This window comes from Blastococcus mobilis (genome assembly GCF_900188025.1).
Classification (GTDB): Bacteria; Actinomycetota; Actinomycetes; order Mycobacteriales; family Geodermatophilaceae; genus Blastococcus_B; species Blastococcus_B mobilis.
Genome location: NZ_FZNO01000051.1, coordinates 1 through 11,630, shown reverse-complemented (window position 1 = coordinate 11,630; position 11,630 = coordinate 1). Strand labels below are relative to the sequence as shown.

Genomic DNA, 11,630 nt, shown 5'->3' with positions numbered 1-11,630 from the left:
CCGCCCCGACCCTCCCGGCGCTCAGCGCCTGACCCAACCAGCACAGATCACGCGGTGTGACCGAGCTCGATACACCACGTCAGCGGACTTGACCGCGTCGTACATCCGCCGAGCCGGTCCGCCGTCCACGACCGAGAGATCCAACGTCGGTAGGCCCGCCTGCAAGGTGCCGTGTAAGGCCCGGTCGAGAAGAGCCCGTCCGAGACCCCGGCCCTGGCTCCACGGCGCGACTGCCAGGTTGAGCACCCAGCCGCACTCGTCCTCAGTCCAGGGAACCGGTCCGGCGGTGAGCACGTGACCGGCGCTGCGACCGTCCGGGCCGACGACACGAGCCGAGGCCGGCACGAGCGCTGGAACGGGACGACCCTGCTCGACCATCTCGCGAACGGCCTCGGTATCCGCTGGCGTCCAGCGGCCGTCTGGGTGACCCGGGGCGTACGCCGCCTCCAGCGCCCGCGCGAGGTCCTCATCCCAACCCGCGTGCAACCACGACCACCCGGCGGGCAACGCGGCCGGCTCGGGTAGCCCCACGAGGTCGTGTCGCAGTGTCGTAGACGCGCGCTCCAGCACGAGCCCGTCGGCGAGCAGGACCGCTACCAAGTCGTCATCGGGTGTGTCCAGGCGTAGACCAGCCAGGTCAAGGCGCGCCTGCGCGACCACAGGGACTAGGGACCGCCCGACCGGCGTAACCCCGGCGGCCACCTGCTCGCCGTCGTCGTCGCGCAACCTCAGGCGCGCGAGCACCTCGCCGTCGGGTGCGCACAACAGCGACATTCCGTCATGATCAGGATCAGCGCGTAGCGGCACGCTTCGACCCTATGGCAGTTGGTTGGCCGAGACGCGTTCCGCTTGAGGATCGGTGAGGGGCGAGGCAGCGGCAAGTGGACTCAGGCGTAACCAGCGCAATACCCACGCCGCAGTACTCCGACACCGCTGGCGTATTCAATGTCGACAGGCGACGAGAATTCTGCGGCGCGTTCGCATCGCCGGTCGAATCAAGGGGTCGGTGTCCTGGGTCCGTCTCGATGAGGACGCGGACCCGGTGTGGAGGTCGATGACGATTAATCCGTGCGCCTCGCACGATGACTCGTCTAGATGCTCGGTGGAAGACTAAGGCCTTCTAGGGGCACAGCAAGGGTGTCGGGCTTGTCACCCGAGCGTCGCCCCAGCCTGCGGATCCCTGCGGACCACCGCCATTGCCGACCGGAATTGAACGAAAGCCGAGTCTGATCACTCCGTCCAGTGACGTGTTCACCTCGGCGGTAGCGCCGCGATAGATCACTTCAGATATGAAGAGCTGCCTCTCTCCTCCGCCGGACATCACTCCTACCAACTCGAACTGGACTTGTTGATCCGGGACCGCGCTACCGGTGACGAGGCCAACGACGGCCTCGAAACGGGTTACCGGCGCAGTAAAATCAAAATATGTTGTGAAACCATTCGCGGTCTGGCTTAGTGTATGACCATATGACTGTCCAGCAATGGTTGCGGGGCCGGTGCGCTGGATAGAGCTGCCAAAGCGACTACCGTGGCCGTCAGCATGTGCTGACGGAGCATGGGAAGCCTGTCGTGGAGGTGACCGAGTTGACCGTACTGGCCCGGGCGGCGGGTGACGACGACCCCCGGAGTGCGCTGCGGGCGGTGGCAAAGCTGCGCCGGGCGACCGAGCGCACGGAGGCTCAGCTGGTGCGGCGCGCCCGCAACCTGGGCATGTCCTGGGCGGAGGTCGCAGGTCAGCTCGGGGTGTCCGAGCAGACCGTGCACCGCAAGTACGGCGGCCGCGGCCTACTCGGGCTGCGGGCTGGGGACTGACCGGGCAGGCGGTGACCGGCATGGAGGAGGAACTCGACCGGCGGGTCGCGGCGCTCGGCAGGAAGGGACACCGCGCGGTCGCCGTGGGGATCGTCCGTGGCGGGAAGCGCGCCTTTGCCGGCTGGTCGGCAGACGGCGCGGCGCCCGACGGGTCGACGTTGTTCGAGATCGGGTCGATCACCAAGGTCTTCACCGGCGTGCTGTTGGCTGACATGGTCCTGCGCAGCGAGGTCGCCCTCGACGACCCGCTGTCGGTCCATCTGCCCGGCCCTCGGCCGGCCTGGCGCCATCGGGAGCCGACGCTGCTGGAGTTGGCCACCCACCGCAGCGGACTGCCCAACACCCCGGGGGCGATGCGCCGGGACGAACTGCGCTATGCCCTGGGCCTCAGCCGCCGGGACCCCTGGGCGTCGGTGACCGAGCCTGACTACCACCGCCTGGTGGCCGCCGAGAGTCCACGGCGACCTCCCGGTACACGAGGCCGCTACTCCAGCCTCGCGGTCGGGCTGCTCGGCGACGCCCTTGCTGCCCGCGCCGGGACGTCCTACGAGCGGCTGCTGACCGAGCGGGTGCTGGAGCCGCTGGGAATGACCGACACGGCCGTGACCGTTCCCGCGTCCCACGCCGGCCGGCTACTCGCGGGTCACTCGCGGCGAGGGCGGCCGCGTCCGCCGCTGCAGGACCTCATGCCCGCGGCGGGCAGCCTGCGCTCCAGCACCGAGGACATGCTGCGCTTCCTGGCAGCCTGCCTCCAGCCGCCGCCGGGCGGGATCGGGGAGGCCCTCACCCTGGCCCAGCAGCCCAGGGCGGAGGTGGCCAAGCGAGTTCAGATCGGGCTCTGCTGGCTCATCGTCAGCACGCCAGCCCACGGCCGGGTGGTCTGGCACAACGGCGGCACCTGGGGCTTCCGGTCCTTCGCCGGCTTCGCCCCCGACCACGGCAGCGCCGCGGTCGTGCTGTCCAACACAGCCCGCAGCGTCGATCGCCTCGGCTTCGACCTCGCGCAGGGCCGACCCCAGGAAAGCGCGCCGAGGTCCGTAGCCAAGGACGATCGGTAACAACTAAGTGAGCTGCGCTCGGCAGCTCACCGGTCTTGTTGCGACGTGCCGAGCTTCCGAAGGCCCGGGACAGGCTGTCACGAGCCGCACGGCGACCCCCTGCAGCCACCTCCGCATGCTCCGGCGGGCCGCTGTCGCTGCACGCCGGTTCAGCGACCGCACAAGGGGCTGTCTTGCTCGACTATCGCGTCGTGTGACCAAACGCCAGGCCTGGGGGTCGATAAGCGTCCGCTCGTGCCGCGCGCCGGGCTCCGCCCGACCATGCCGCGCACTGCGCGGTGCCGCGCCGAAGGGGATCCCCTTGCGGTGATCATCGGCTCGCCGATCGAGGATGCCCACAGCGTCTTGTGCGAGTTCCCATGTGGCGGCCGAATGTCGTACCCGATGGCTACTGTCCGCGCCGCAGCACTTGCGTGCTGTGATCGCGCCTTTCATGCGCGGTCAACCGTCACCTCGGAGGACCGATGACAGAGAGCCCGACCGTTCAGCGCCCGCTCGATCACCACGGCGGGCCTCGTCTCCGTGGCCTCGGAGCACCTCCGGAGCCGCGGGCGGACAAGGGTCGCTTCCGCTGGCTGATCGACGGACTGAAGCCGCTGGAGCTTCCCGACGCCACCCTGACCGCTCTCGCCGCCAGCATGGTGGACGACAGCGGAGGGGGAGGATGGTCGGGCCAGCCGACCGCGGCCGACAACCCCGCCCTGCCGGCCGGCTACACGTATCTCGCCCAATTCGTCGACCATGACATCACCTTCGACCCCACCAGCCGGCTGGACCGGGTGGATGACGCTGAGGCCGTCCGCAACTTCCGCACCCCTCGGTTCGACCTGGACAGCATCTACGGCGGTGGGCCGAAGGCGAGCCCGTACCTCTACAACAGGAACGACGAGGCGCTGCTGCTAGTCGACGGCGCGCCGGCCGGTCCGCGCCTGTCCGGGTTGGACCTGCCTCGCAACAGTCAGGAACGGGCGCTCATCGGGGATCCGCGCAACGACGTCCACGTCATCATCAGCCAGCTGCATCTGGCCTTCGTGGCCTTCCACAACGCCGTGGTCAGTCATGTCCGGAGCAACCCGGCGCTCCGCTGGGGGGACGAGTCGGAGTTCCAGACCGCCTGTCGGCTGGTCCGCTGGCACTACCAGTGGATCGTCCTGCACGACCTGCTTCCCAGGATCGTCGGGCCGGAGACCGTCGAGGCGGTCCTTACACGAACCGGCAAGCGTTACAAGGCCGGGCTCAAGCTGTACAACCTGCGCTTCAAGGACCCCTACATCCCGATCGAGTTCTCGGCTGCCGCCTACCGCTTCGGGCACTCCCTGGTGCGGGACTCCTACGTCCTCAACAGCAGCAATCCCAGCCCGTTGCCCCTGTTCTCCGCCGACGCAGGCGGTGCCGACCTGAGGGGCTTCCGTCGACTGCCGGAACCACTGCGCGTCGAGTGGGAGCGCTTCTTCCCCGGCCTGGACGGGGCACCTGTCCCGCCCGGGACGCCGGCCTCGGGCACGCTTCAGCCGTCGATGCGACTCGACGGCCGGCTGGCTCCGTCGCTGACCCATCCGCCCGTGGACGTCGACGAGCAGCGGCGATCGATCGCCCTGCTCAATCTGTTCCGCGGCCAGGCGCTCGGACTGCCCTGCGGTCAAGACTTCGCCGACGCCGTCGGTCGCAGAATCGGCGAGTCGGTGCACGTGCTTACATCGGACGAGCTCGGACAGCCTGGTCCGGTGCCGCTGTGGTTCTACCTCCTGCGCGAAGCCGAGGTCCTGGGCGGAGGAGCGCGGCTGGGACCAGTGGGCGCACGCGTCGTCGCCGAGGTGCTCATCGGGCTGGCGATGGACGATTCGTCGAGCCTGCTGCAGGACGACACCGGGTGGACGCCGGTCCTGCCGTCTGCCACAGCAGGTCAGTTCACCATCGCCGACCTCTTGCGCTTCGCCGGAGCCGGCCCCGTGTGACCGGTGCTCGGCCAGGCGGCCGTCTGGCCGAGCACCCCGGACAAACTCAGGAGGGCGTCCCGGCGAGGGATGCGCTTGCGGCGCATGGTCACGCATGGGCGACCATGCGCCGCAAGGCTTGGCTTCAGACCTGTGGGCCGGTCGCGACGTCGGCCAGTCGGGGTAGGACGTCCTCGCGCCAGCCGGGGCCCATGCGCTCGAGCGCGTCCCGCTCTCGCTTGTCCTGAAGAGCGAAGCCGGTGTGCTCGAGGAGCAGCCGGGTGCCTGTCCCTTCGGGGACGAGTCGCCAGGCGAGGGTCCACGTGGTGTTGAAGGTGTACACCAGGCGCTCCTGCTCGATGACCTCGAGCACCTCGCAGGGCACCTGGCCCCAGCCGGGCATGTCCAGGTGGAACCGGTGCCCGACGTGCGCAGCGATGTCGCCGGGCGCCCACCAGCGTGCCAGCAGCTGCGGCTCGGTGAGCGTCTGCCACACCCGGGCGGGGGTGGCGTCGACGAACTGGTCGACCTCGATGGCGCCCGAGCGGGCGGCTGCGTTGGTCTCGGTCACGTGTTCTCCTCAGCGATGTCAGCAAACGAGCGCAGGCGCGCCCGCCAGAAGTGCTCGAAGGGATGCAGCCAGTCCTCGACTTCCGCGAGCGGCTCCGCAGTCAGGTGGTAGCGCCGCTGGCGGCCCACCTGCTCGTCGCGGACCAGGGCCGCTCGCCGCAGAATCTGCAGGTGTTCAGCAACCGCGGGACGGCTCAGGTCGAACTGCTCGGCCAGGTCTCCGGCGATCCGCGGACCCTCGGCGAGGATCTGCAGAAGTCGCCGCCGTACCGGGTGGGCCAGTGCGAGGAAGACCGCATCATCGGGCACGAAGAGATGATGCGTCGGACATCTCCGACATGTCAACTATCTCCGACACATTGGCGGCGTATTCATGGCCGCCTGGTGTCAGATGCACCGCGCTGCGCGGATCGCAGAGGGATCGATGAGAGGGACGAGGCAGAGGACCGGACCAGCGCTGGTCGGTGGCGGTGTGATCGTGGTCGAGCGGGGGTGGCTGGCCTCGCGGCTCTAACCGTGGTGCGGTTGTGGTCGCGGCTGGCGCGGTCGGTTGCCGCGGTGATCGACTGACCAAGTGCATCACGTCGTCACGGGCGCTCTCGTAGAGGCGGGCCGGGTCCTCCTGGGGCATCGCGCTGCCAGCCGTCGGTGGTATCCGGACGTCTGGGATCTCCCTGGCGGCCACGTCGATGATGGCGAAAGTGAGCTCGACGCTCTCCGCAGGGAGCTGCACGAGGAACTCGGCGTCGAGGTCACGGCCGTGGAAGCCGATCCGGTCGCGCGAATCACCGATCCCGTCGCCGATCTACAACTCGGCTTGTGGCTTGTCCGCGCCTGGGCCGGGGTGCCAGTCAATCGCTGCCTTGAAGAACACGACGAGGTCCGCTGGATTAGTCCGGCGGAGCTCCCTGGCCTGCGGCTGGCCCACCCCGGTTACGCGGATCTGCTTGGAAGGCTACTGACGGAGAATGCACGTTGAGACATCGCGCGCACTGTGCCCGGTGAGCGATCCTTCTCGTCCCGATGAGGATCCGCCTGCGGGACAACACCGTGGGTCAGCTCTCTACCGGGTACAGGTCAGGTCGACGCAGTCGGACTCAGCGGCTGCGGGCCAGCTCGTAGTCGGTTCGCTGACTTCGGTAGGCCAGCAGTGCTGCAGCAGCAACTTGGGCGGTGGCTTCGTCGAGGGTGGGGTCGAGGCCGGCGAACTGTTGTCGCCAGGTGTGGCCGTGGCGAAGGGCGACGACGAGTACGTCATCGTGGCGTTCAGCCACGGTCATCTTCGGGGTTCCAGAGCTCGTGAGGATGAGCACCGGAGTCACCGGGAGCGGCACGCCGCGGCTGGCCAGCAGGCGTTCGATCTGGCGAGCGCCGTCGCGGGCCTGGGCGAGCTTGCCGGGCAGGTCCGGCACTTCGTGCAGGCGTCGGCGGCGACCGAAGGTGGCCTTGACCTCCACGGCGAAGCAGCCAGTCCGGGCCAGCACGACGTGGTCGATATCGCGGTGAGCAAAGGAGACGCCGCTGACCACGGAAGACACCCCGGGCGCTTTGTGCAGCTCGATGCCGACCTCGTCTTCCAGCGCGCGGCCGAGCCGGGGAAGCAGGCTGCCGTCGGCGATGGCCAGCAACACCAGCAGCAGCACGGTGACCGCCCCGAGGTAGGCGCCCACGACCAGGCCGACCAGGAAGGGCCAATGGCGTACCAGCGTCGCGACCAGCACCCCGGACACGGCGAAGGCGCCCAGTGCACAGGCCAGCGCACGCCAGCGGGTCCGCAGCAGCTGCCGCCGACGGGCTCGCAGGTCGCGGTCCAGGCAGAGGCCCGCCGTCGGCGTCGGGTCTCCTGCCACCGGCTCAGCGGTCGGTGGCGGTGATTCCGGATGCGCCTCACACCCTTCTATCGGCCGGCTGGCCAGCCAACCTGAGGTCCTCGCTGCCCCATCTCTGTGCGGTGACGGCGGACCTAGGCCTCGGGCCTGTCCCTGAGGGCGGCTTAAGAGATCGTTTCAGAACGACGGCAGATGGCGGTAGCAGATCAGCGCGCATGCCAGCTGAAGTAGGCCGAGGTGGATGTCGGCTCGCCGTTCGTAGCGGGTGCGGAGCCGCTTGAAGGAGTGCAGCCAGGCGAAGCCGCGCTCGACCACCCAGCGGTGGCGGCCCAGTCCCGAGCCGTGGGCGACGCCGCGGCGAGCGATCCGCGGAGTGATGCCGCGCGTGCGCAGCTGACGGCGGTAGATGTCGTGGTCGTAGCCCCGGTCGGCGAACAGCTCCCGTGGCCGGCGGCGGGGCCGCCCGCGTCGTCCGCGGATCGGCGGGATGGCATCGACCAGCGGAATCAGCTGAGTGACGTCGTTGCGGTTGCCGCCGGTGAGGCTGACGGCCAGCGGGATGCCGCCGGCGTCGCAGATCAGGTGGTGCTTGGAGCCCGGACGCCCGCGATCGACCGGCGAGGGCCCGACTTGGGCCCCCCTTTGAGGGCGCGCACGTGCGAGCCGTCGACCGCGCAGCGGTCCAGGTCCAGGTCGCCGTGGGCGCGCAGCTGGTCCAGCAGCAGTTCATGCAGGGCCGGCCAGACGCCGGCCTCGGTCCAGTCGCGCAGCCGCCGCCAGCAGGTCACGCCAGAGCAGCCGACCAGGGGCGTGGGCAGCTGGTTCCAGTTGATCCCGGTCTTGAGCACGAACACGATCCCGGCCAGCGCGGCGCGGTCCTCGACCGGCCGGCGGCCCGGATAGCGGTAGCGACGTGGCTTGGGCGGTGGAAGCAGCGGAGCGATCCGCTCCCACAGCCCGTCAGGAACGAGCTCCTCGATCACCCACATCAGGCTGCTCAGGACCCGCGCGAGCCCCCGGCTGCCACGCCGGAGTCATTCAGAAACGATCTCTAAGGGACACCCGCGGCCGTAGAAGGAAGGCCGTCGGCGCCTCCGCTGGGCAGCCTCCATCGCCGAAGAGCCACGCATCGCGGGTTCTCCACGGTGACTTGTTGGTCGTTTATCAGTCGCGGGGCGCCACGCGCCTCTGCATGCCGACCGGTCGGGCGTCGGGCTCGGCGCTCCATCAGACAGCGGCGGTGCCGATGAGCCCCTTGCGGGTGACGAGGGCGGCGAGCTGCTCCTCCGAAAGCCCCTCGGTGCCCTCCGGGCGGCGCGGCACAACCATGTATCGCGACTCGGCGCTGGCGTCCCAGACCGAGATCCGCGTCCGCTCGGGCAGCTCGAGCCCAAACTCGCGCAGCACGCCACGCGGATCGCGCACCACCCGCGAGCGGTAGGCCTCGCTCTTGTACCAGCTGGGCGAGGGACCCAGCAGTGCGAGCGGGTAGCAGGAGCACAGCGTGCAGACGACAACGTTGTGCTCCTCGACGGTGTTGACGACCACCTTCAGCCGCTGTTCCTGCAGCCCGCCGGCCATCGACAGCCCGACCTCGCGGATCGCGCTGTTCGCGTCGGCGAGAAGCCGCTCGGAGAAGCCCGCGTCGACCCAGGCGCGGGCGGTGATCCGGGCACCGTTGGCCGGTGATCCACGGGTGAGGAACTTGTCGATCCGTCCGTCGATCTCGCCGTTGTCGAGCAGACCCCGGCTCTCCAGCAGCGCCTCGACGTGGCGCACCTGGGCCGAGATGACCGAGCTGGTGTGGTCGCCGCTCATGCGTGCTCCTCGATCGGGGTCAGGTACTCGCCCCACAGCTCCACGGTTACCGTGTGGTCACCGGAGCCGAACAAGTCGGCGGCCGCGAACCGCACGTGCCAGACCGGCTGAGGCGTGCCGGCGCGGCCTCGGGCCCGGTCGTCGGCCAGCGGGTGTACGCCGGCCTCCTCGACCAGGACACCCACGGCGCCGCGAGCGTAGCGGGGCAGCCGGGTGTGGCCGTCGGGGTCGGCAGTGCGCGTGCGGACGCGCATGCCGGGGGCGAGATCAGCCATGCGGCAGGTCCAGCTCCTCTGGCGAAGCTACGCCCTTCTCAATCAGCAGCATGGTGATTGCGGTGAACCAGCGCTCGTAGTAGGAGGCGGCGAGGTACTCCTCCGGCGACATCCGCTCGATCGCGTCACGGAACTCATCGAGGTTGTAGACGCCCCGCTTGATCAGCGCGCCGTTGAGGGCGAAGACGTGAGCCTCCCAGTCGGCGTGGAATGGCGGCTCGTCGGACTCCTCGGTGATCGCTGGGAACCCGGCCATCCCACCGACATCATTGATGCGGCTCACCGCTCCTTCCTACCCTGCCAGGGCCGTCGCACGAAAGAGGAGTCGCTGACCAGGCACCACTAACTGGCTCCGCCGGCAAGTTCCCCTTTCGGGACTGGTCGACGTGCGTCGCCAGGACACCGAGGCCTCCGCGCCGGAGGACCTGCCGCTGGAGCTGACCTTCCACGCGCCTCGCCTTCACAAGGCGCGCAGCCGGCCGACTGCAGGTCGGGATTATGGGACCAGGCCCATGGGTCCCTGGTGTCCCACGGTGGGCCGCTTAGAGATCGTTTCAAGATGACTCGGCGCGCCTCCTTCGGCCGCCGGACGGGCCTGTCGAGGCTGTAGTGGGTGATCGAGGAGCTCGTGCCGGACGGGCTGTGGGAGCGGGTCGCTCCGCTGTTGCCGCCGCCGAAGCCGCGCCGTCATCGCTATCCGGGGCGCCGGCCGATCGATGACCGGGCCGCGCTGGCCGGGATCGTGTTCGTGCTCAAGACCGGCATCACCTGGAACCAGCTCCCCACATCTCTGGTGGGCTGCTCCGGGGTGACCTGCTGGCGGCGGCTGCGGGACTGAACCACGGCCGGCGTCTGGCCGGCCCTGCACAAGCAGCTGCTGGACCAGCTGCGCGCGCTCGGCGAGCTGGACCTGGACCGGTGCGCGGTCGACGGCTCGCACATCCGCGCGCTCAAAGGGGGGCCGATGTCGGCCCGTCCCCGGTCGACCGCGGTCGCCCCGGCTCCAAGCATCACCTCATCGTCGACGCCGGCGGCATCCCGCTCGCGGTCACCCTGACTGGCGGCAACCGCAACGACATCACTCAGCTCATTCCGCTGCTCGACGCCGTGCCACCGATCCGCGGCGACGTGGCCGGCCGCGCCGCCGCCCGCGCGAGCTGTTCGCCGACCGCGGCTACGACCATGACATCTACCGCCGTCAGCTCCGCCAACGCGGGATCACCCCGCGGATCGCCCGCCGCGGCGTCGCGCACGGCTCCGGCCTGGGCAGGCAGCGCTGGGTGGTCGAGCGCGGCTTCGCGTGGCTGCACGCCTTCAAGCGGCTCCGCACCCGCTACGAACGCCGCGCCGACATCCACCTCGGCCTACTCCAGCTGGCCTGCGCCCTCATCTGCTACCGACAGCTACCCGTCGTTCTGAAATGAGTTCTTAGGGGCATAGAACCTCATGCAGAGGCGGTAGAGCGCGGACGGTGTCGCACCACTTGGGTGGGCACCCCCGAGGGAAAGTAGTCAGCGCGGCGTCGGTCGAGCCGGTCGAGCTCCCAGCCCCAGGGCACGCGTGCGGCCTTCGCCTTGTTGTGTCGCCGACATAGCGCCTGACCATTGGCGAGGGCGGTCCAACCGCCGCGGCTGTGAGGATGGATGTGGTCCGCCTCCAGCCCGACGGTCTCGTCGCAGCGCCCAGCTAGCCAGCTGTGATGCTCGCAGCGTCCGCCGGCGCGGGATAGGATGGCGATCTTGTCGGCCCGGGGGAATGTGCGTACCGCATCACGCGTGTGCACGGAATGAATGAAGTCGCGGGCCGCCCGAACGCACGTCTGGACCACCAAGACGGCCACAAGCGCGCCAAGCCAGGGGTGTTCCTGCAGTTGCACCCAGATGTCGCCTATAACGTCGTCGGCGAAGGTATTGGATGCGCCCACTGACTGCGTCAGCGATCGGATTTCCTCGCTCATCTGTCCGGCCGCCAGCGCATATCCGTGAGGTTAGGAATCGCCGACGCTTTCCACAGTCGCCCAGCAGGGCGATACGGAACCACTGAGACCGTCACGCTGGGTGACCTTCACGACCCGGACCCCGTCAAGGCGAGGGACAGAAAGCAGGAACGGCGCTTCCGCATGGTGTGACCTATACGGAGCGTCCGACTCGAGATTCGACACCTTAGACTTAGCCCGGATACACCGCCTGACGTGGTGAGCAGCGGCGTGCCCTAAAGATCAAATGCCCTCCGACCAGGGACGATGCGATTGCTGAGGTCGCACGTTCCACGAGTCGAGAGGGCATCTGACGGATGCGAGCATCGCACGATCTGTCCCGGGTGCGGGTGAGGTTC

At 69.2% G+C, this 11,630-nt stretch carries 13 protein-coding genes and 1 pseudogene; 5 read left to right on the top strand and 9 right to left on the bottom strand.

The window, feature by feature from the left end; all coding sequences use genetic code 11:
• Nucleotides 1–21: 21 nt before the first annotated feature.
• Nucleotides 22–807: a GNAT family N-acetyltransferase gene (locus tag CHB94_RS23750; RefSeq protein ID WP_217899490.1), complete on the bottom strand. Its 786-nt coding sequence runs from the start codon at nt 805–807 to the stop codon at nt 22–24.
• A 768-nt stretch (nt 808–1,575) separates the two neighbouring features.
• On the opposite strand from CHB94_RS23750, the gene CHB94_RS23745 reads away from it, so the two are divergent.
• The 3 genes from CHB94_RS23745 (at nt 1,576) to CHB94_RS23735 (ending at nt 4,825) form a co-directional block, all read left to right on the top strand.
• Nucleotides 1,576–1,812, top strand: a complete 237-nt coding sequence (locus CHB94_RS23745) for a helix-turn-helix domain-containing protein (protein ID WP_217899489.1) — start codon at nt 1,576–1,578, stop codon at nt 1,810–1,812.
• A gap of 20 nt (nt 1,813–1,832) precedes the next feature.
• Nucleotides 1,833–2,870, top strand: a complete 1,038-nt coding sequence (locus CHB94_RS23740; protein WP_089339014.1) for a serine hydrolase domain-containing protein — start codon at nt 1,833–1,835, stop codon at nt 2,868–2,870.
• A 464-nt stretch (nt 2,871–3,334) separates the two neighbouring features.
• Nucleotides 3,335–4,825: a peroxidase family protein gene (locus CHB94_RS23735; RefSeq protein ID WP_089339013.1), complete on the top strand. Its 1,491-nt coding sequence runs from the start codon at nt 3,335–3,337 to the stop codon at nt 4,823–4,825.
• A gap of 124 nt (nt 4,826–4,949) precedes the next feature.
• Here CHB94_RS23735 and CHB94_RS23730 read toward each other — a convergent pair whose 3' ends face one another.
• Together CHB94_RS23730 and CHB94_RS23725 are read right to left on the bottom strand one after the other, a co-directional pair.
• Entirely contained in the window at nt 4,950–5,375 is a 426-nt protein-coding gene (locus CHB94_RS23730; RefSeq protein ID WP_089339012.1) for an SRPBCC family protein, read from the bottom strand.
• Nucleotides 5,372–5,683 carry an ArsR/SmtB family transcription factor gene (locus CHB94_RS23725; RefSeq protein ID WP_089339011.1) on the bottom strand — a complete coding sequence of 104 codons (312 nt, stop codon included), beginning with the start codon at nt 5,681–5,683 and terminating at the stop codon, nt 5,372–5,374. The genes CHB94_RS23730 and CHB94_RS23725 overlap by 4 nt, the downstream gene beginning before the upstream one ends.
• Before the next feature lie 265 nt (nt 5,684–5,948).
• On the opposite strand from CHB94_RS23725, the gene CHB94_RS23720 reads away from it, so the two are divergent.
• On the top strand, nt 5,949–6,353 hold the full coding sequence (locus tag CHB94_RS23720) for an NUDIX domain-containing protein (RefSeq protein ID WP_089339010.1): 405 nt from the start codon (nt 5,949–5,951) through the stop codon (nt 6,351–6,353).
• A 118-nt stretch (nt 6,354–6,471) separates the two neighbouring features.
• On the opposite strand, the gene CHB94_RS23715 is transcribed toward CHB94_RS23720, so the two are convergent.
• From CHB94_RS23715 to CHB94_RS23695, 5 genes are all read right to left on the bottom strand, one after another.
• Nucleotides 6,472–7,095 (bottom strand): nuclease-related domain-containing protein, encoded by a 624-nt coding sequence (locus tag CHB94_RS23715; protein ID WP_176445729.1) that lies wholly within the window; start codon nt 7,093–7,095, stop codon nt 6,472–6,474.
• A 285-nt stretch (nt 7,096–7,380) separates the two neighbouring features.
• Nucleotides 7,381–8,186 (bottom strand): IS5 family transposase gene (locus CHB94_RS23710; protein WP_089339017.1). Its coding sequence is split into 2 segments (ribosomal slippage): nt 7,381–7,847 and nt 7,847–8,186, totalling 807 coding nucleotides; the frame shifts between segments, so codons are not numbered across the junction.
• A 244-nt stretch (nt 8,187–8,430) separates the two neighbouring features.
• Complete coding sequence (locus CHB94_RS23705) at nt 8,431–9,021, bottom strand: nitrile hydratase subunit alpha (protein ID WP_089339008.1); 591 nt, start codon at nt 9,019–9,021, stop codon at nt 8,431–8,433.
• Nucleotides 9,018–9,296: an SH3-like domain-containing protein gene (locus tag CHB94_RS23700; RefSeq protein WP_089339007.1), complete on the bottom strand. Its 279-nt coding sequence runs from the start codon at nt 9,294–9,296 to the stop codon at nt 9,018–9,020. Before CHB94_RS23700 ends, CHB94_RS23705 begins: the two co-directional genes overlap by 4 nt.
• Nucleotides 9,289–9,579: an SH3-like domain-containing protein gene (locus CHB94_RS23695; RefSeq protein ID WP_089339006.1), complete on the bottom strand. Its 291-nt coding sequence runs from the start codon at nt 9,577–9,579 to the stop codon at nt 9,289–9,291. Before CHB94_RS23695 ends, CHB94_RS23700 begins: the two co-directional genes overlap by 8 nt.
• A gap of 330 nt (nt 9,580–9,909) precedes the next feature.
• Between CHB94_RS23695 and CHB94_RS23690 the strand changes: the two are divergent.
• A pseudogene (locus CHB94_RS23690) lies at nt 9,910–10,720 on the top strand (IS5 family transposase).
• Between the two features lie 20 nt (nt 10,721–10,740).
• Here the strand turns inward: CHB94_RS23690 and CHB94_RS23685 are convergent.
• Nucleotides 10,741–11,253: an HNH endonuclease gene (locus tag CHB94_RS23685; protein ID WP_089339005.1), complete on the bottom strand. Its 513-nt coding sequence runs from the start codon at nt 11,251–11,253 to the stop codon at nt 10,741–10,743.
• Nucleotides 11,254–11,630: the final 377 nt, after the last annotated feature.

What these genes read in the sequence shown, in the direction of transcription:
- CHB94_RS23740 (WP_089339014.1), top strand. Translation starts at nt 1,833, where the DNA reads ATGGAGGAGGAACTCGACCGGCGGGTCGCGGCGCTCGGCAGGAAGGGA.
- CHB94_RS23735 (WP_089339013.1), top strand. Translation starts at nt 3,335, where the DNA reads ATGACAGAGAGCCCGACCGTTCAGCGCCCGCTCGATCACCACGGCGGG.
- CHB94_RS23705 (WP_089339008.1), bottom strand. Translation starts at nt 9,021, where the DNA reads ATGAGCGGCGACCACACCAGCTCGGTCATCTCGGCCCAGGTGCGCCAC.
- CHB94_RS23700 (WP_089339007.1), bottom strand. Translation starts at nt 9,296, where the DNA reads ATGGCTGATCTCGCCCCCGGCATGCGCGTCCGCACGCGCACTGCCGAC.
- CHB94_RS23685 (WP_089339005.1), bottom strand. Translation starts at nt 11,253, where the DNA reads ATGAGCGAGGAAATCCGATCGCTGACGCAGTCAGTGGGCGCATCCAAT.